Source organism: Sedimentimonas flavescens (genome assembly GCF_019264375.1).
GTDB classification, from domain to species: Bacteria; Pseudomonadota; Alphaproteobacteria; order Rhodobacterales; family Rhodobacteraceae; genus Rhodobacter; species Rhodobacter flavescens.
Genome location: NZ_JAHVAI010000022.1, coordinates 13,171 through 31,798, shown reverse-complemented (window position 1 = coordinate 31,798; position 18,628 = coordinate 13,171). Strand labels below are relative to the sequence as shown.

Annotated in this window: 18 protein-coding genes and 1 pseudogene; 14 read left to right on the top strand and 5 right to left on the bottom strand. The window is 60.4% G+C overall.

Going from position 1 to position 18,628, the window contains the following annotated elements; translation table 11 throughout:
- Together KTQ37_RS15425 and KTQ37_RS15420 are read left to right on the top strand one after the other, a co-directional pair.
- A pseudogene (locus KTQ37_RS15425) lies at positions 1-305 on the top strand (hypothetical protein); the annotation flags it as partial.
- Between the two features lie 389 nt (positions 306-694).
- Positions 695-1,282, top strand: a complete 588-nt coding sequence (locus tag KTQ37_RS15420) for a hypothetical protein (protein ID WP_218631400.1) — start codon at positions 695-697, stop codon at positions 1,280-1,282.
- A 238-nt stretch (positions 1,283-1,520) separates the two neighbouring features.
- Here the strand turns inward: KTQ37_RS15420 and KTQ37_RS15415 are convergent, their stop codons facing one another.
- Genes KTQ37_RS15415 through KTQ37_RS15405 form a run of 3 tightly spaced genes read right to left on the bottom strand, consistent with a single transcriptional unit; the run spans position 1,521 to position 4,317 of the window.
- The gene (locus tag KTQ37_RS15415) at positions 1,521-3,224 is read right to left on the bottom strand and encodes a 3'-5' exonuclease (RefSeq protein WP_236021274.1); all 1,704 of its coding nucleotides are present in this window, start codon (positions 3,222-3,224) and stop codon (positions 1,521-1,523) included.
- The gene (locus tag KTQ37_RS15410; protein WP_236021273.1) at positions 3,134-4,117 is read right to left on the bottom strand and encodes a hypothetical protein; all 984 of its coding nucleotides are present in this window, start codon (positions 4,115-4,117) and stop codon (positions 3,134-3,136) included. The genes KTQ37_RS15415 and KTQ37_RS15410 overlap by 91 nt, the downstream gene beginning before the upstream one ends.
- Positions 4,118-4,128: 11 nt before the next feature.
- The gene (locus KTQ37_RS15405; protein WP_218631398.1) at positions 4,129-4,317 is read right to left on the bottom strand and encodes a hypothetical protein; all 189 of its coding nucleotides are present in this window, start codon (positions 4,315-4,317) and stop codon (positions 4,129-4,131) included.
- Positions 4,318-4,756: 439 nt separating this feature from the next.
- Here KTQ37_RS15405 and KTQ37_RS15400 point away from each other — a divergent pair, with 439 nt between their 5' ends.
- On the top strand, positions 4,757-5,392 hold the full coding sequence (locus tag KTQ37_RS15400; RefSeq protein ID WP_236021272.1) for a hypothetical protein: 636 nt from the start codon (positions 4,757-4,759) through the stop codon (positions 5,390-5,392).
- 39 nt (positions 5,393-5,431) lie between these two features.
- On the opposite strand, the gene KTQ37_RS15395 is transcribed toward KTQ37_RS15400, so the two are convergent.
- Positions 5,432-6,697: a tyrosine-type recombinase/integrase gene (locus tag KTQ37_RS15395; RefSeq protein WP_218631397.1), complete on the bottom strand. Its 1,266-nt coding sequence runs from the start codon at positions 6,695-6,697 to the stop codon at positions 5,432-5,434.
- A gap of 593 nt (positions 6,698-7,290) precedes the next feature.
- Between KTQ37_RS15395 and KTQ37_RS15390 the strand changes: the two genes are divergently transcribed.
- The 11 genes from KTQ37_RS15390 (at position 7,291) to KTQ37_RS15340 (ending at position 17,144) form a co-directional block, all read left to right on the top strand.
- A complete protein-coding gene (locus KTQ37_RS15390) occupies positions 7,291-7,533 on the top strand; it encodes a helix-turn-helix transcriptional regulator (RefSeq protein WP_236021271.1) in 243 nt (80 codons plus the stop codon).
- Positions 7,530-7,772: a hypothetical protein gene (locus KTQ37_RS15385; protein ID WP_218631395.1), complete on the top strand. Its 243-nt coding sequence runs from the start codon at positions 7,530-7,532 to the stop codon at positions 7,770-7,772. Before KTQ37_RS15390 ends, KTQ37_RS15385 begins: the two co-directional genes overlap by 4 nt.
- Positions 7,769-8,164, top strand: coding sequence for a VRR-NUC domain-containing protein (locus KTQ37_RS15380; protein WP_218631394.1), 396 nt, complete (start codon positions 7,769-7,771; stop codon positions 8,162-8,164). Before KTQ37_RS15385 ends, KTQ37_RS15380 begins: the two co-directional genes overlap by 4 nt.
- Entirely contained in the window at positions 8,161-9,231 is a 1,071-nt protein-coding gene (locus KTQ37_RS15375) for a helix-turn-helix domain-containing protein (RefSeq protein WP_218631393.1), read from the top strand. Before KTQ37_RS15380 ends, KTQ37_RS15375 begins: the two co-directional genes overlap by 4 nt.
- A 26-nt stretch (positions 9,232-9,257) precedes the next feature.
- Complete coding sequence (locus tag KTQ37_RS15370; RefSeq protein ID WP_218631392.1) at positions 9,258-9,911, top strand: hypothetical protein; 654 nt, start codon at positions 9,258-9,260, stop codon at positions 9,909-9,911.
- A 79-nt stretch (positions 9,912-9,990) separates the two neighbouring features.
- Positions 9,991-10,404, top strand: coding sequence for an MbcA/ParS/Xre antitoxin family protein (locus tag KTQ37_RS15365; protein ID WP_218631391.1), 414 nt, complete (start codon positions 9,991-9,993; stop codon positions 10,402-10,404).
- A 17-nt stretch (positions 10,405-10,421) separates the two neighbouring features.
- A complete protein-coding gene (locus tag KTQ37_RS15360) occupies positions 10,422-11,090 on the top strand; it encodes an RES family NAD+ phosphorylase (protein ID WP_328799745.1) in 669 nt (222 codons plus the stop codon).
- A 49-nt stretch (positions 11,091-11,139) separates the two neighbouring features.
- On the top strand, positions 11,140-11,793 hold the full coding sequence (locus KTQ37_RS15355) for a DNA methyltransferase (protein ID WP_218631389.1): 654 nt from the start codon (positions 11,140-11,142) through the stop codon (positions 11,791-11,793).
- Positions 11,790-13,373, top strand: coding sequence for an Eco57I restriction-modification methylase domain-containing protein (locus KTQ37_RS15350; protein WP_218631388.1), 1,584 nt, complete (start codon positions 11,790-11,792; stop codon positions 13,371-13,373). The genes KTQ37_RS15355 and KTQ37_RS15350 overlap by 4 nt, the downstream gene beginning before the upstream one ends.
- Complete coding sequence (locus KTQ37_RS15345) at positions 13,366-15,906, top strand: DEAD/DEAH box helicase (protein ID WP_218631387.1); 2,541 nt, start codon at positions 13,366-13,368, stop codon at positions 15,904-15,906. Before KTQ37_RS15350 ends, KTQ37_RS15345 begins: the two co-directional genes overlap by 8 nt.
- Positions 15,907-15,938: 32 nt before the next feature.
- Positions 15,939-17,144: a phospholipase D family protein gene (locus tag KTQ37_RS15340; protein WP_218631386.1), complete on the top strand. Its 1,206-nt coding sequence runs from the start codon at positions 15,939-15,941 to the stop codon at positions 17,142-17,144.
- 31 nt (positions 17,145-17,175) lie between these two features.
- Here KTQ37_RS15340 and KTQ37_RS15335 read toward each other — a convergent pair whose 3' ends face one another.
- Positions 17,176-18,486 carry a hypothetical protein gene (locus KTQ37_RS15335; RefSeq protein ID WP_218631385.1) on the bottom strand — a complete coding sequence of 437 codons (1,311 nt, stop codon included), beginning with the start codon at positions 18,484-18,486 and terminating at the stop codon, positions 17,176-17,178.
- Positions 18,487-18,628: the final 142 nt, after the last annotated feature.

The following is an 18,628-nucleotide window of genomic DNA, read 5'->3' as shown; positions in this document are numbered from 1 at the left end:
GCGCCATGGCGCACACTCTCACCAACTGGCCTGGTTTTGCTCCGCCGCCATGGCCGACTTTTGCGCCGCCGTTGACACTTGATGGCAGCCGGAACGAAGCCGCAGATATCCTGCGCGGCCTGATCGCGGAGATCCGGATGCTGCCACGCGAGGGCGGCGGCCACGACATTGAACTCTATGGGGAACTGGGCGCGATCCTGGGGCTCGGGGAGCCCCGGAATGACAAACCCCGCCTCATTGTGGGCGGGGTGTCGAATTCAATGGTTGCGGGGGTAGGATTTGAACCTACGACCTTCAGGTTATGAGCCGAAATGTTAGCAATTCCAATGATTTATAAAAATCAACGCATTGCGCCGCAAGCTTCTGTTTTGGCGCAATTTTCACCTTCGCATATATTAGCATTCGCAGGCATCTACACTCAAGACCGGCGCGAAGCCCGCAGTCGCAGGTTGATGTGGCGTTGATGTAGCCCGCAGTGCTTTCCTCCGAACCATGATCGCGACCCAATGCGGAACCAAAGCCTCCGCAGGCTCCCCACCGCACCCGCCTTAACGTTCAAAGCGCTTATGACCATCGGATTGCGTCGTAAGTTTTGGACCCGGACAGCCTCGAACAGGATTGACTGCCCATCTCGAATGAGCAGTCTGGCTAAGATAGGACGATGCTGTGCAAGCACAGCTTTTAGGATGGACAGATGCAAGACATTGAAAAAAAGAAAGCTGAGCAACTGAAAGCCGAGGTCGAACGGGCATTGGCTCGCATCGACCAAATGAATGATGCCAATGCATTGAAACGGCTCCACGCAAATATACAGCGCCACCCCGAAATCGATGACCTGGATCGTGAAAGGCTCAATGAGTCCACCATGAACCGCCTTCGTGTAGTTGCACCAGCATTGGCGACGCGCCTCGGAGGGCCGAAGGACACCGAGGGGCGCGACTTCCTGCAAAAGGTATATGAACAAGCCTCGATGAAGTTTGACCTCTCAAGCAACAAGGTCGGACAGGGCGTGAAGACGGGAGGCTGGATGATCAACGGAGCGCGTTACGTTGATGTGTACCTTTCGTACAAAACGTCTGAAGGGAAGAATCTTAGCTTTGCATGGATACAGCAGGACGTCGGCAGCAAGCCCTACCTGGAGCTTCTCTTGCGTCATGTAGGCAGGGACGGTTCTGGAGAGTTGATTAAAGAGACTTTCCACGACCCAAGCGCGGCGACTGATCGTTATCTGGCGGAGTTGGCAAAGCTGACCGACCAAACAGCTCCCTCTGACTCGGAATAAGCTATAAATCAAATCACCCCATCTGATACGGCTCAGAATCTCCGCAAATTCTGGATTCAGTCTCAATAGGTTAAATCACACAGCCAATGTTTGGCGCCTCGCCAGAGCACGGGTCTCTCTCCATGGGGACAGCTGCGGCCAAAACCGGTCGCCGTCTCACACCGGGCGCCTCAACGAGGCAAGCAGCACGCCCTTATTGGGCAGCTTCGGTGACAGCTATCCTGGTCACGCCTTAGGTTTAGGTGTGTCGCTGCAAGACAACTCGATAGCTGTACGACCCAATCTCCTGAACCGAAACCGTGTCCCCTGCCCTTACCCCGTTGCGATCGAAGAACTCCCGGATCCAGCCACGCTTGCGGAAGAACTTCTTTTGACCATCGAGGTCGGTCATCACAACAGCCCCGCCACCCCAATCGACCGCAATCTCGCGCTGGGCGGCGGAAGCACGGTTCGATCCGCCGATCGCATCGGCCGGGAACTTCTCGAAGAAGCTCCTGAGATAGATGTGGTTGTTGTCGATGTTGCCCTGGGTGATCTCGGCCGTGCCAATATGATGCCCGGCATCCCGGTGAGAGATCGGGTCCAGCGGGATCTGCGCCACCTTGGGTTCCGGTGCAGCAGCAATCACGATGTCACTGGCATCCTCGATCAGGTCGAAATCCTCTTCGTCCGCAGTCGGGGCCATACCGGCCTGTACCAAGACCTGTGCACGGACAGGCTGAACGCCCTCGGCCCGGAGCACCACCTCTGCTGCTGCGCGGGCATCCTCGCCCGCGTCATGGTGGTCGAACACGAGGCCAAGATGCTGCTTGAGGCTTGCGAGGCCATGGCCGCCGTTGCCCCGAAGTTCGGGCCAGGCGGCGCGGGCGACTTGAACGCTGTCGCGCCAGTCCCACTGCGGGATCGGCAGGCCGCCATTTCCACAGGCGGCTGAAACTGCGCTGCGATCAAAACCCGAGTGCTGATAGACCGTCGCGCCGTTCAGCGCATCCCGGAGGACAGGCAGCACCTCGGCAAAGGTCGGGGCACCCCGCACCGTGCGGGCACTGATCCCATGCAGGGAGGTGAACACCCAGCGATCCACCTGCGGATCGACATAGGTCATCCAGGTCTCGATGGAATTGTCGGGGCGCACGCAGGCAACACCGATCTGGCAGATGCTGCCGCGGTCATTGTTGGCCGTCTCGACGTCCAGCGCGAAGAAGCGGAATGGCCCCTTGGGAAAGGGTGTGACACGAGTCTGCCGGATGGGCGCGGACCTCGGCGATGGATTCGCGACGGGACCGGCCTTCGCGGTAAGGAAGCGCAGGCGCTGCCGTTCAATGGCCGCCAGTTCGTGCGCACCCCATCCGAGACGGCGAAGCGTGACGTCGACCAGATCGACCGGTTCATCATAGGCCTGCATCCGACGCCGGTTCCAGGCGATGGCGTGGTCGGGCGCGAGGGCAAGTACCTCAGCCTCCAGCCGGGCGATATCGGCGGTGTCAGGCAAAGGCAGCCAGACTGCGCGGCAGTGATCGACGACAAATTCGTTACGCAGCGCCTTGGCAATGTCACCATCGGCCTTGGTCAGCGCATCCTCGCGGTCACGCCACATCCGCCCGGTGTTGTACATTGCCGAGAAGTAGTGGCTCGTGTTCTCGGAGCCGGTGCGATGGCGCCGGTGGATCCGCTTGTAAAGGGTCTCAGCAGCGGAACTGGTCAAGCCGATGTAGCGAAGATGGCCATGGTGGTCGACAAGGCCGTAAAGGCCACGTGCATCGCGCGGCGCCTCGTAGGTCGGCCGCGGCGTCGCTTCGAGCAGGGCGGAAAGCAGGTCTTCCGCAGAGAAACGCATCATCAAACTCCGGATCACATCGACATCAGCTGGCGGCGTTCGATGCGCTTCCAGTCGCGCCCCGAGACAATACCCCAGTTGCCCGCCTCGTTCGGACGGCGCCAACGGGGCGTGGCCATCTTCTGCAAGGCAGACAGCGCCTCGCTGAAGGAGGGATACGAAACCTCCTCACCCTTGGCACCGATCATGAACTTGCCGCCGCGCGCGAGGCCGGGATGGAAATGGCTACCATCCGCAGCAACCGGGACGAATACCACATCGTCCGAGAAATCCGGGCTCGGCGCCTCGGGCACAGCTTCATCGGGCTGCGGCCAGATCGAGGCGAAGAACTCCTTCCGACCCTTCAGCCATGCGGCGGCACTGACGGCCGTCACATACTGGCCGACCTTTTCAAGCCCGCCATCGCCGCTGGAAAGGATGTTCCGGATACGGCCCTCCGTGACCCCTCCGAAGATGGCGAGAGAGCCAATGTCAACCACGCCAAGCGTTTCCTCGCCATTGTCGTCATAGCTGAACTCGACATCCAGAGCGTGGCGGGAGAGCGCGAGGTTCACGACACGGATTATCTCGCCATCCGCCTTCAGATGCAGGTGGTGCTTGAGGTCAGCAAGCTGCGACGGGAGCGTTGCGACCCAGACCCGCCGCGCTGCAAAGGGGATATCTTCGGGCGTTACACCAAACAAACCATAAAGACCCGCACCATCCAACAGCTCGACAGCTTTCCAGCCTCCGTCGCGAGGAGCAGATGGTGCAAGGAGCACATCTTCCCATTTTTCAGCATCGTGAGGTGCATTGGGGACCACCTTGAGAAGGTGGGGTGCTACAGCGTCGCGCCCGAAGAGCTGCTCAACTGCGCGAAAAACCGCTGCGGCGTGTTCGCTCAGCTCAAGATCGTATCCGCGCAGATACTCGACCAGTCCGGGGCGTTCGTCGCCGAACCAAGCCTCGCGGCGATCCGCAGCCGTCATCGTTTCGGGGGTAGGGGCGGGCATGTTCATGGTTTTGTCCTTCAAGCGTGCAGGCGGCGGATCATGGCGCGGAGGTTGTGGCGCGCGCGGTGATCGGAGGGTGTGGATGCCGCGATGAGGAACCCTCTCTCGAAATGAAGAGCGTAGTGACGGCCGCGCGGCTCGATTCCGAGCAAGTCAACACCTTCAGTACGACACAGCTGCTGATACTCTCTGACGACCTTGCGCATGAGGCTATCTCCGTGAAATCATATTTCTTGTCACACATATATAAACTCCAATCCGCATTTGTCAATTTCGTTATTTCACACTTCACTCTGATTGCCTTTCCTGCATATTGATGCCCATGCGAACCGCCTGGCGCGCTATTTTTTCGTGCATTTTCATGCGCAAAGCCGTCCCGCACTCAGCGGCAGAAAGTGGCGATGAGCGACTTTTCGCACCCGCCACCCTTATCCACAGCTTCGTTCGGACCACCCCCTTGCTCCGAATCTCGCGCCACGGCAGGTTGCGCCTCCCGAGGAGAGCAGCCCTCGAACCAAAAGCAGAACAGGTCCATCGAAACGACACAGGTACGCGGTCGCGGCGCTTTGGCGCCTTGAACCACGTTGTTTCCGAGCACCCCTTCCCCTGCGCCCTTCGGGGCGCGGGCTGCTGGCGGTTTGACCAATGCTCCTCCTCTGTCTGCACGAGGATGTATCGATCATGGCATTGCCGCCGCGCGTTTATCTTACCCTTCAGGAGGTCACGGCCCGCTGGGGCTGCAACATCGCCGATGTCGCGGGCTGGGCCGATGCGGGCCGGTTCCGGATCCTGACCGGCATCGCGGCGGTACGTTGCGGCGACGAGATCATCGCCGGCAAGGTGGTGCTGTCTCCGATGGAGCTGCTCCCCCTCTTCCGCCGCTGCGGAACGGGCCCCTCCGAAGGCATCATGCGCCGCATCCAGCCGGCGGGCCGTTCGGACTGGCTCCTGATCACCGATCCCACCGGCGGCATCCCGGTCGCAGTGGCCGACATGCTGATCCTGGCCGAAGAGGTCCACGCCTTCGAGGAGGAGAATGACATGGTCCGACGGGTAACCACCGGACCCGGTGCAACCACACCCTATGACTGGGAGGGGATGAACGTCGCCCTGATCCAGCGCATCCATGAACAGGGCCTGCCTGCGACGCAATCCGAGCTGATCGCCGAGATGCAGGACTGGTTCGCCGATCAGTCGGGCGGGGACCGGATCCCGGACAGCCGCACCATCCGGCGACGGATCACACCGGTCTGGAAGGCGCTGCGCCGGGAAGATGCCTGAGATCGAACGGTGCGCTGGGCCGGATCTCACCGGGCTCGATCAGGCCGATTTCCGATCCCCCGGCTCGCCCCCATCATGCACCAGCCGTGGCTTTGGCCGGAAGGCGCTGGCCACCGCATCGACCCCGGCGCGCAAGGGCGAATCCATCAGATGCGCATAGCGCAGGGTGGTCTGCATCTGGCTGTGACCCAGAAGTTTGCCGATCATCTCGAGCGAGGCGCCCCCGCTGACCAGCAGCGAGGCGAAGGTATGGCGCAGATCGTGAATGCGGACATCTGGCAGTTCGCATTGCTTCTGGATCTGTCGCCAGAACCGCCGCACCTCCTGCACCGGCTGACCAGGCGTATCGCCAGGGAAGAGCCAGGGCGCGCCCCGCGGCACCAGAAGCTGGCGCTGGCGCACGATCGCGGCGGTCTCGTCCGAGATCGGCACGCGATGCGCGCGGCGCTGCTTCGTCATGGTCGGTGGCTTTGACCAGCTCAGATGCTCAAGATTGAACTGCTCGAATCGTGCCTGCCGCACCTCGCCCAACCGGGCGCCGGTCAGCATGCAGAGCCGGATGATGTCCGCCGCGCGGCGATCTTCGGCGGCATCGAGCGCTACGGCGAGGCGGGCGATCTCGTCCTTCGACAGAAACCGCTCGCGCGGGGTCTCTGTCCGGCGATGAAAGCGCTGGGCCGGGTTGTCCGCGCACCAGCCCCATTGCACCGCAAGCGTGAACATCTTGCGGATGATTTCTCCGACACGGTTGGCACGCACTGGGGTGGGCTTCGAGCCCTGCAGCTTGCGCGCCCGGTTGTTGGGCTTTGCCTTGTGCGGGCGGGCCCGGCCCTCTGCCACCTGGGTCAGCAGCTTGTCGACATCGGTCGGCGTGATTTCCGTAACGAGCTTCCGTCCCCAGACCGGCGCCACCATCTTGGCCAGCACCGAACGCTGATCAGCCGCGCTGCGCTCCGCGAGCTTCGGCAGATGCTCGGCCGTGTAGCGCTCGATCAGATCGGTGATCCGGGGCGCATCCCGCACCGCCGCGCGCTGGGCGAGCGGATCACCGCCCGCGTCGATCTCGCGCCGCAACTCCTTGGCCCGCTCGCGCGCCGCCGCAACCGACCATTCCGGCCAGCGCCCGAAGGTCATCCGGCGCTGACGCCCGGCATGGCGGTAATCGATCGTGAAGGCCCGGCCGCCACCGCGGTAGATGCAGACGGCAAAGCCGCGCAGCTCGGTGTCGAAGATCTGGTAATCCCGCCCCGGAGTGGGCTCCGCCTCACGGAGGAGTTTCTCGGTCAGCTTGATGCGTTCTGGCATGCACTCGATCCTTCTTGCATCCGACATGAGGCGTGGTTTCGCCGGACTATCAAGGCAATCATGGCGCTGCCGGTGGCGACGAGGCAGAGAGTGGCGGAAAGGGCGCCACCCTTGCGCCACCCCTTGTTTTATTGACCGCATCGCGCTGGGCAGTGAGGCCGGCAGCGGCTCCGCCACGGGCCCCGCCCCCCTTCGTCGCCGATGACCGCAGCCCATGCGGTTCGAACACACCCAGTCAACGGCATCGGTTCTGTAAATCGCTCACGAATTCAGCGGGTGGCGCGGGTGCCGTGTCGGATGCCACCCCCTCAATGCCCGTCCATGCCGCCCAATGCCCTGTAAATCCGGCTGTTCGCCGGTGTTTGCAGCTTCGGTCGTCGTTTGGGGCTGCTGGCGGGTTCCCGAGGCCCCTGCCCGCGGCCCCCTCATCGATGCTCCAACGCCAGTCAAACAAGGGGTGGCGCAAAGGTGGCGCCCTTTCCGCCACCCTCCGCCTCGCCGCCACCCGTCCCGCTCTGCGCTCACTGCTCCCTGCAAGACGCCCCCGCTTGGGGGCCAGAACCAGGGAGACCCCGATGCCGCAGCTCGGATCGATGCCAGAGCCAAAAGACAAACCCCGCACCCTGCTGGTCGGCTGGATCAGCCGCCTCGACCTCGCGCTCGAGCTCGGCCTCTCGGTCGACACGCTCCGCCGCTGGGAAGCACAGCGCGTGGGCCCGCCCTGCGTGCGCGCCGGACGCAAGGTCTATTACCGCCGCGCTGCCGTCGAGGACTGGCTCGAAGAGCAGGAACAGGCCGCCCCACGCCGCCGCCGGGCCGGAGGGCGCCGCGGATGATCCCCCTTCCTCCCCACGCCCACGGCTGGCCCGCCGATCGTCGCGACGAGGCGCGCGCCGTCATCGCCGATGTCGCCCATCACAGCGATCACCTGATCCGCCTCGCCTGCAACGTCCTCATCGCCCATGGCGAAAGCCGGACCGAACGCGAGGACGCCGAGCGGCTCCTTGCCGTGATCGAGGCACGCCGCCCCATCCACCGCGCCCAGCGCGAAGACCAGGGGAGGACCGGACGATGACGCGTCGTGGCACACCCGAGGCCGATCTGCAGCGCGCCGTGGTGCAGGCCCTGCGCTTCGCCCTGCCCCGCACGGCCATCATCCATCACTGCGCCAATGAGGTGACCGAACCCGGGCCTCGTGGCGCAAAACGCCAGGCGATCCTCGTCGGGATGGGGGTCCATGCGGGTTTTGCCGATCTGATGGTGCTTTGCGAGGGGCGTGTGCTGTTTCTCGAACTGAAGGCACCCAAGGGCCGCCTGCGCCCCTCGCAGGAAGCGTTCCGCGATGCGGTGCAGGCGCAGGGCTTTGGCTGGGCCCTCGTGCGCAGTCTCAATGATGCGCTACGCGCCCTGGCCGAGCATGGCTTCACCACCCGCGTCGTGCCGCCCCTGCGGAGGCCTGCGCCATGAGCCACGCGGCCACCAACTGGGCGATACAGCAGCGCGGGTTGAAGCCCACCACCAAGATCGTGCTCTGGCATCTCTGTGACCGGTTCAATCCCGACTACGGCTGTTTCCCCTCGCAAGACCGACTGGCGCAGGATTGCGAGATCAGCCGCGCCACGCTGAACCGGCATCTCGATGCCCTCGAAGGCCTGAACCTGATCCGGCGCATCCGCAGGATCGATGCGCAAAGCGGCCAGCAGCGCCCGACCCGCTACGTGCTGGGCTTTGAGCCGGGTTTTGCGGTGGCCACTAGCGGAACGAACGGGGACGGAGCAGACGGGAGCGCAGATTGTGGAGAGGCGGGTCAGATGAACCCGCCTTTCGACGGCTCTGCGCCGGAGGAACCCTGTCCGGATTTGAGACACGGGATCGAGGCGGAATTCTGCAATGAGGACAGTGGCTTGGAGGATGATTTCTGCCGTTCCCCGTGTCTCAGTTCCGGACAGGGGGCCGTGTCTCAATTCGAGGCGGGTCCGTGTCTCAAAAAACGCGATTCCCGTGTCTCAGATTGCGACAATAACCCTGTAAGGAAACCTTTAAGTAAACCAGTAAAGGAGGAGGAGGACGCGCAAGCGCGCGAGGATCTTTGTGAGGAGTTTTTTGAGCGACTGCTCGACGCGCTGGGCCTCGATCCCGCCGCCCTGCCCGGCTGGTGGCAAGGCTGGCCCGCTCGGCTGCACATCCAGCGCTGGCACGACGAACTGGGGCTGACCCTCACCGAGATCCTGGCCACGGCCGCATCCTCCCGGCAGGACCACCCCGAACCACCCGACGGGCCAAAGGCGCTCGACAGGGCGATGCAGCGGGCCGCCCTGCGGAAGGGCAATCACGCCGTGCGGAAACGCCGCAAGCCCGCGAAGGCCCTTGTCCCGGCCACACCACCGATCACGGACCTCCCGGCCTTCTACGCCGAGATCGTGAACTCCGATCGCTACCTGCCGGTCAGCGCGATCTCCAACACCATGCGCGATGCCATGCTGGCCCGCGGCCTCGTGACCGCCCAGCGCCTGCGTGAGCGCGGGGTGCGATGAATGCTCACACCGAGGGATTTGCAGCGATGAGTTACCACGGACGGATCAGCCGCGCGAACGGCACGCGGGTCAAACGCGCGTTGGGCGTACAGGCGGCGCTGGAATGGGCGTTTCGGATCGAGAAGGCGCAGCTGGAGCTTCCGGCGCCCAAGGGTTCGACCGACGAAGCCTGGGGCTTCGGCCTCGAATATGTCCTGCTGCAGCGTGCCGCGCTGGGCTGCAAGATCGATGGCGGCCGGCACAAGATGGGCGGATACACCCACGAGGATGCCGAGGTGATCGCCGCCACCGTGGCCGGCATGCCCGACTGCCTCGGCGGCAAGCGCATGGCGATCCGGGTAGCGGAACTCGCCCGCGCCGGGCTCACCCCCGACTGGATGCCCGGTGCAGTCCCGCGCTGTGTGCCGGTCGAGGTCAAGCGCAACCAGCATGGGGAGCGGGCCACCACGGTCGTTGTGGGCACCGAGCGCGTGCTGAGGCGCGGCAAGTGGCGGACGGTCGAGGTCTTGGCCTGTCCGGTGACCTATTCGCCCCACCCGCAGCAGATCGAGGCTGCGCGGCGGACCTATACCGACTGGTGGCAGGCACTGGGCTGGGTGCGGGACGGGTTGGTGGCGGGCGGGATGCTGCGGGAGGTAGAGGTGACGGCAGCCATGCCGAATGGGAGGCCGTGGAAATGAACACGGTCTGGGCCAAAGCCTCCAATCAGCCCTTGCCAAACGGCACATAATCACTAAATTTATGCCAGAGGGGAATATTATGCAGTTCGCAACAATTCAACCAACGGCGTCTCGTCCAGACCTTCCCGCCATCACCGACGAGGAAGCAGCCGCCCTTGCCCGCGCGACGGTAAACCTGTTTCGTGCCTGGCAGCTGACCGACCTTGAGGCCAGAACTCTTCTGGGCGACATGGCCCAGCGCACCTGGGCGCGCTGGAAGGAAGGCAGCATCGGCCGGATCGACCGCGACCTGCGGGCCCGCATGGCGATTCTGATGGGGATCCACAAAGGGCTGCGCTACCTCTTCAGCGATCCTGCGCGTGGCTACGCCTGGATTCGCAAGCCCAACGCGAATTTCGAAGGTCATAGTGCGCTCGACGTCATGATGCGCGGCGAAATCACCGACCTGATTGACCTGCGGTCCTGGCTCGATGCGGAACGGGGTGCTTGGTGACAGTCCCAACCCGTCGCGTGACCTGGGCACGCACCGTCAGGATCATCCGGTCGATCTATCCCCCAATCGATCTCTTCGAGGACATCGCGGATCCTGCGGATTGGGAGGCGCTGGCGTCTGCCGAGGCGAAGTTCAATCCGCGCATTCGCGACAGCATCGGTGATTTATCGAAGGTGCCGGTGGCTCGGCGCGTAACGGGCGCGGGCGCAAGTTGGATGATGGCACCCTTCGTGCATTGCTCCCCGTTGCGTCCCGGCCGTTTCACAGATGGCACGTTCGGCCTCTACTACGCAGGCGATAGCACCGAAGTCGCCATTGCCGAGACCATTCACCACCACGCGCGCATGATGCGCGCCACAGCCGAGGCGCCAGGCTGGACCTCGCAGTTTCGCGAGTTGATTGGCGCGATCGACGCAGAGCTCGACGACGCCGAAGGCCGCGCGGATCTGCTTCACCCTGACGACTATCGCCCTTCGCAGATCTTCGGCACCGAACGGCGCGGCGCCGGGTCCAACGGCATCACATGGCCCAGCGTGCGCTATGCTGGCGGCAATTGCATCGCGACCTTCTGGCCTGATGTGGTGCCAATCCCCTCGCAGGGAGCTCATTTCGCCTATCACTGGAACGGCGGAACCGTGGACTTTGTGAAGCGGCTGGATACAGGGGAAATTTTACGAGTCTCTTGATCGGCAAAGTCACATTTACCCCACCCTTTCAATCTGTCATGAATTTCCCATGAGCCTGATCAAATCCAAAAAGCGCGTCTCCGATCACGGAGAGGTTTTTACCCCGCCCTGGTTGGTGGACGCGATGCTCGACCTGGTAAAGGACGAGGCCGAACGCATTGATTCGCGGTTCCTCGAACCCGCCTGCGGCAGCGGAAACTTTTTAGTGCGCGTTCTGCAACGAAAGCTGGCGGCCGTGGAGATCAAATTCGGCAAATCCGATTTCGAGAAGCGGCACTACTCCCTTTACGCTCTGATGTGCACTTACGGGATCGAGCTTCTGCCCGACAATATCGCCGAATGCCGGGCGAACATGCTCGACGTGCTGACAGACTACCTGAGCCTCGATGAGGCCGACGAGATGTATCGCGCCGCGTCCTACGTTCTGGCGCAGAACCTTGTGCATGGCGATGCGCTGACGATGCGGACGCAAGACGGCCAGCCGATCACCTTTGCCGAATGGGGTTATCTGGGTAAAGGCAAGTTCCAGCGGCGCGATTTCCGTCTGGATGTCTTGACCGGCTCCTCCGCCTTCAGCGCCGAGGGGACATTATTCGCCCACTTGGGCAAGCACGAGATCTTCACGCCGATCCGCACCTGGCCCGCGATGACGCTGCGCGACTTGGCCGCCGCCCATGACGGCGCCCCGCAGGAGGCCACATGAACGGTCAGGTCGGATTTTCCTTTCGCGGGCGCAATCCCGATGTGCTGACCTGCATCGCCAACTTGTCGAACGACGAGGTGTTCACCCCGCCGGAATTCGCCAACCGCATGCTCGACACACTGGCCGAAGCCTGGGCCGCCGACCATGGCGGCGTCGATCTGTGGGCCGACAGCAGCGTCAGGTTCCTCGATCCCTGCACCAAGTCGGGCGTCTTCCTGCGCGAGATCACCCGCCGCCTGATCGACGGGCTGGAGCGCGAAATCCCCGATTTGCAGGCGCGCGTCGATCACATCCTGACCCGACAGGTCTTCGGCATCGGCATCACGCAACTGACCAGCCTGCTGGCGCGGCGTAGCCTTTACTGCTCGAAACATGCCAACGGTGCGCATTCCATCGCGCGGAGTTTCACGACCGACGCTGGCAATATCTGGTTCGAACGGACCGAACATGTTTGGGTTGGCGCCAAATGCAGGCACTGTGGCGCGGGCAAAGAGACGCACGACCGAGGCGAAAGGTTTGAAACCCATGCCTACGCGTTTATCCACACAGACGACATCAACGCGCTGATTGCCGCGATGTTTGGAGGCGAGATGCAGTTCGATGTAATTATTGGAAACCCCCCGTATCAACTTGCCAGCGATGGCGGCACGAGGGATGTACCAATCTATCAAAAATTCGTGGAACAATCCAAGAAGCTAGAACCACGTTATCTATCAATGGTCATCCCTTCTCGGTGGATGGCGGGCGGACTCGGGCTTTCCGACTTTCGTCAAACGATGCTTCGAGACAAGCGGGTTAGCCAACTTGTTGATTATCCGAATGCAGCTGAGATATTTCCATCCGTTGGAATAAATGGCGGCGCCTGTTATTTCCTCTGGGATGCAAACAATAGCGGAGAATGTCATTTTACAAGTATGCGGGCTGGCGAGGTGCACGGGCCAACGTTGCGTAACCTCGACGAATTTGACGTACTTGTTCGTGACACAAGAGGTCTGGATATTCTCCGAAAGGTTCTGGCTTGGAACGAACCTTCGGTGAATTCGATACTCGCCCGAGATAAGGAGTTTGGCTGGACATCAAACTTTGATGGCTTCCACCAACACGAAAAAGACGATGACGTTCCACTCTACTACATTCGAACGATGAAACGCTCCGTAGGCTATATAGCGCGTTCTGAAGTCGAGAAGAGCACCCATCTCATAGATACTTGGAAAGTTCTGGTCCCAGCGGTCGGATCAGGACGTGAACGCGAACGAAGCGGCGTTGATTTGGTTCTCGGGCCGTCCTTAATAGCTCCAGCGCCTTCGGTCTGCACTCAATCTTATCTCTTCTTCTTCGTTTCGTCCGAACGTGAAGCTCGGAGCCTACAATCCTATTATACGACTAGGTTCTTCAGATTTATGGTTTCTCTTCGAAAGATCACCCAGCACGCGACCCACTCAACTTATCAATGGGTCCCCATTCAAAGCTGGGACCGGATTTGGACCGACGATGCATTATATCTCAAATACGGCATCACGACCGAAGAGGCGGAATATATCGAGTCCTTGATTCGCCCTATGGACCTCGGAGATGAATAAACCGACCATCGACGAGGTCCTCGCCGCCAAGCCCGAAGCCCGCCCGCGCATCTACGCCTATGCGATTGCCGACGAAGCGCACGCGGGCCTGCTCAAGATCGGCCAAACCACCCGCAGCGTCAAAGGCCGCGTGGCCGAGCAACTGAAGACCGCCGCGATCAAGAACTACACCATCGAACTGGATGAACCCGCTGAGCGGGAAGACGGGTCGTTCTTCACCGACCATCAGGTGCGCGCCGCGCTGGCCCGCAAGGGTCTGGCCAATCACGAACTGGAATGGATGCGCTGTACGGTGGCCGATGTGCACACCGTGCTGACCGAACTGCGCACCGGCAAGAAGCTGGACGGCCCCCGCAGCCAGACCCACCGGATGCGCGAGGAACAGGCCGAGGCGGTGCGGGTGACGCATGACTATTTCGTCTCGCGCTGGGCTGAAGACATGCATGCCGTGCCGCGCTTCCTGTGGAACGCGAAGATGCGCTTCGGCAAAACCTTCGCTTCGTATCAGCTGGCGCGGAAGATGGGCGCCAAGCGCGTGCTGGTGGTGACCTTCAAGCCCGCCGTCGAGGATGCCTGGCAGTCCGACCTTGAGGGCCACGTGGATTTCGCTGGCTGGCAATACCTGTCAGTCAAGACCGGCGGCGATCCGACCCAGATCGATCGCAAGAAGCCGGTGGTCTATTTCGGGTCATTCCAGGACCTGCTTGGTCGCGACGCGCGCGGCAACATCAAGCCCAAGAACGAATGGCTTCATGCCGAAAACTGGGATCTGGTGATCTTTGACGAATACCATTTCGGGGCCTGGCGCGAGACGGCCAAGGAACTGTTCGCTGGCGAGGAAGAGGAAATCTCGCGCGAAGAGGAACGGCTGGACGACGCGAAAAAGCTGAAGGACCGGATCGCCGACCTGCAACAGCCGCTGGAGTCCGAGACGGAATTCCTGCCGATCGCGACCAAGGCGTATCTCTACCTCTCGGGCACGCCGTTCAAGGCGCTGGCGACCGGCGAATTCATCGAAGAGCAGATCTTCAACTGGACCTACACCGACGAACAACGCGCGAAGGCAGCATGGGCGGCAAAGCACCCCGGCCAGTGGAACCCCTATGGTTCGCTGCCGCAGATGCGGCTCTTGACCTATCAGATGCCCGACGAGTTGGTGGCGGTCGCAAGTTCAGGCGAGTTCGATGAATTTGACTTGAACGAGTTCTTCTCGGCCACCGGCACGAACAGCGCTGCCCAGTTCAAGCATAAGACCGATGTCCAGAAATGGCTGGATATCATCCGGGGCCAATACGCGCCGTCCACGGTAGACAGCCTTAAGTCGGGCATACGCCCACCATTCCCCTATTCCGATGTCCGTCTGCTACCCTACCTGCAACATTCTTTCTGGTTCCTGCCGAACGTGGCCGCATGCCACGCCATGGCCAACCTACTGAACGAAAAGCACAACACCTTCTGGCACGACTACAAGGTCATCGTCGCAGCAGGTGCGACGGCGGGGATTGGGCTTGAGGCCTTGCCGCCCGTCCGTAATGCTATCGGCAGCGGGTTCGACAGCAAGACGATCACTTTGTCCTGCGGTAAGCTGACTACCGGCGTGACGGTAGCGCAATGGTCCTCGATCCTGATGCTGCGCAACCTGAAGTCGCCCGAGACCTATTTCCAAGCGGCATTCCGGGTGCAATCACCTTGGTCCATCAAGAACCCGAACGGCGACAACCCCAACGAGGAAGAGATCCTCAAGCCGGCTTGCTTCGTCTTCGACTTCGCGCCGACGCGCGCCCTGCGTCAGCTTTCCGAATACGGGATCGGCCTTTCGCCCAGCGAGCCGAACCCTGAGAACGCAGTGAAGGACCTCGTCTCGTTCCTGCCCGTCCTAGCCTACAACGGCGCGGTCATGGCACAGATCGACGCCGGAAGCATTCTCGACATCGCGATGGCGGGCACCTCAGCCACGCTCCTAGCGCGCAAATGGGAAAGTGCACTGTTGGTGAACGTGGACAACGACACACTGCGCCGGATCATGGACAACCCCGAAGCCATGGCGGCTGTCGAGCGCATCGAAGGCTGGCGCGCGCTGGGCGACAACATCATCGAAACGATCATCAACAAGAGCGAGAAGGTCAAGGATCTAAAGAACAAGGTCAAGGCCGGCGAAGCGACCGACAAGGAGAAGAAGGAACTCACGGACGAGGAGAAGGAATACAAGTCCAAGCGAAAGCTGGTTCAGGAAAAGCTGATCAAGTTCGCGACGCGGATCCCGGCCTTTATGTATCTGACGGACTTCCGCGAGAACACGCTACAGGACGTGATTACCAAGCTGGAGCCCGATCTCTTTCTGACGGTCACGGGACTGACTGTGAAAGATTTTCATCTTCTGGTGCGTCTAAAGGTGTTCAACACGGAACAGATGAATCAGGCCGTATTTGCGTTCCGCCGATATGAGGACGCATCTCTGCGATACACCGGCATTGAGAGCCACGACGGCCTCACACACTACGGGCTCTACGATACGGTTGTTGCGAAGGACTGAAATTCGCATACCCAGATTGGAGAAAATTCTGAATGAGCGTTAAATTGTTGAACGCGAAGGCCGCAGCCAAACGGCTTGAACAGCTCATTGAAGATCATAGCGAGATTCATCTAGCTGTTGCGTGGGGCTCCAATGGTCACATCGCCGATTGCCTTCTTCGGAACCAACACAAGTTCTCGTCCGTGACTTTCGGGTTGGCCTTTTGTCAGACAGATCCAGACCTCGTTGATCGCTTGGTCGGGGTTAAAAATGCATTCGTAGCGGATGGTGGCAACAAAACGTTTCATCCGAAGGTCTACTATTTCCAGACAGGAGATGTTTCGGAAGCCATCATCGGGAGTTCGAACTTTACAGCAGGTGGGTTAGACAGAAACTGGGAAGCCAGCGTCCACATTAAAGGCGCATCGAGCGCTACGATCTTTAATCAAGTTCGTGAGTGCCTCGGGAGTTACGCGGGCCTTCGAAAGGCTGTAACTCAGCATCTTGCGGAAAGCTACAGACTTTGGTTTGCTGCGGCCAGCACACTGAAGAAGGCCAGAAATCCGATTCTGCCGGGTTCAGGACTTCCTGCAAATCAGTTTAACTCGCCATTGGTAAAAATGCGTTGGGACGAGTATGTAAGGGCTGCAGAGGCAAGCCCACATCATAACTTCGATGCGCGCCTTAGCCTTCTTCGTGAATGCCAAACCATGTTTGCCAGTGTGAAGTCGTTCGCCGGTCTAACGAGCTCTCAGTGGAAAGCAATCGCTGGCGTCATTGGATCTAATCAGAGGATCAATGAAGGGCTAGATGGACATGACTGGGCCTGGTTCGGCTCGATGAAAGGAATGGGTGACTTCGCCAATCGCATCTCAGAGCAAGATGCGTTTCTTGCTCGGGCCGTTGATTGCATTCCGAGGCACGGCGAGGTCACCAAGGCACAGTTTGAGGATTTCTGTGGTCTCTTTCTACAGGCTTTCGCGCAATCCAGCCGTATCGGAGGTGTGCCAACTGCTACAAGGCTTCTTGCTATGAAGAGGCCGGATACGTTCGTTTGCGTCAGCAAGCCAAACCTAGCCGGACTGTCTAGCGCACTTGCGTTCCCAAAGTCTTCGCTCCAGTTGGACAACTATTGGGATCGCGTCGTTGAGCCGATCAGGCTTTCTTTTTGGTATAACACCCCGCGTCCAAAGGGAAAATATGCCGAATTGTGGGATGGCCGCGCTGCGATGCTCGACGCTATCTACTATGAAGCGTAGCCGCCGATCTGAGAGGCAATGGGCCCGATATTTACCTTTTCTCGTCCGGCACTCCGGGCGCGGCTTCGAAATCTTCAAACAGAGACTTAATCAAAGCCTCGGGTGCCCGCCTCTTTCTAAATGCCGCCTCGACTTTCTTCTTGAAGTCCGTGTCTCGAACGGACTCAGGGGCAATGTTCTTCGGCACAATCCTTATGTTTGGCTCTCGAAAATCTATTGATTTGTCGAATAGATCCTGAGCTATACGCGTCAGATCCTCCGCAATATTCTCATCTGTCGGAGTGATCTGGAAATCAGAATAAAATTTCGGCACGCGTACCTTCCACCTGGGCGCGTATTCGAAAACCACGCTTTCGACAAAGTCCTCTCGGGTCTGCCCTATTTCCGACCTGACAGCCTCGATATATTTTTTGATTGTATCTGAAAATACCTCTACTGCCGCTTCGAACTCGGGGCGCTTCGTTTGAAGTATGACCTTCCCGAAGCCGGTAATCGTATAGAGGAACTCGTCCTCAATCTGTTTGCGTTCTGCATCAAGCCACCGGCTATCAACTTGGATATCGAGCATCTTGCCGTCACGTTCGACTTGGATGCCCACCTTGCCAAGGTCTTTGAGGGGGGACCGGATCCGTGAGGTAATCTGATCCCGGAGGCCCGTGTCGCTTACATCCGTCAACTCGTCCGGCAATGGAACGACCTTTCGATCCAACTTGTAGCCGACGGCCTCAAACTCCACGTATTGAACCTTGGATGAAAAGACCCTGAGGGCACGGGCTATGTCAAACGGCTGAGGCGGATTATCAGCGAGGCTAGCAAGCGTCTGGGCAATCTCGTGATGGCGAATAGCCACCAAACCCACCTCTTGGTTTAGCGCTTCGCCCTCGCGCTCTCCCGACGTCGCCGCGGTGATTTGTGATGCGGCAGATCCCCTCAATACGAGTGCATTTGGCTTCTCAGGCGAGTGCGATCCCGCCTCGATAAGTAGCGGAGTCGGCGCAAAGATCATGCAGTCATCATCTGCGACGATGACACCGACCCTCAGGCCAGGCTGTTTTCTCAAGGCAAGATCATTTGCCAAACAGACTTCGTGCAATCGTTTCAGTGCTTTGTCCGAGCCGTAACCGAGCCGATAAACCTCGGGATCCGAGTCAATGATTATCGAAATCGACAACTGTGGACGGTCTGGTAGGCGCGAGATCAAGGCGTCGACAACAGCGTCGTCCAATGCAGGCGCAGCGACGACAAGGTTTCTACGCGCAGAGTGGACCAACGATGCTATCATTTCATCAGATGCTACCGTGAAGGTTCGGCCGATGCCGTCACCCTGAGCCTGTTCCGTCATCTCACCCTCTATGGTACCGCCGCACTGGGAACTCGATTGATTTATCTTCTGATTCATCCTTCGGTGGCGTGAACGCTATAGGACGTCCTGCGCAGCATCAACTGGACCGCACGGTAGAATTGCCGATTGAGCAAGCCCCCTC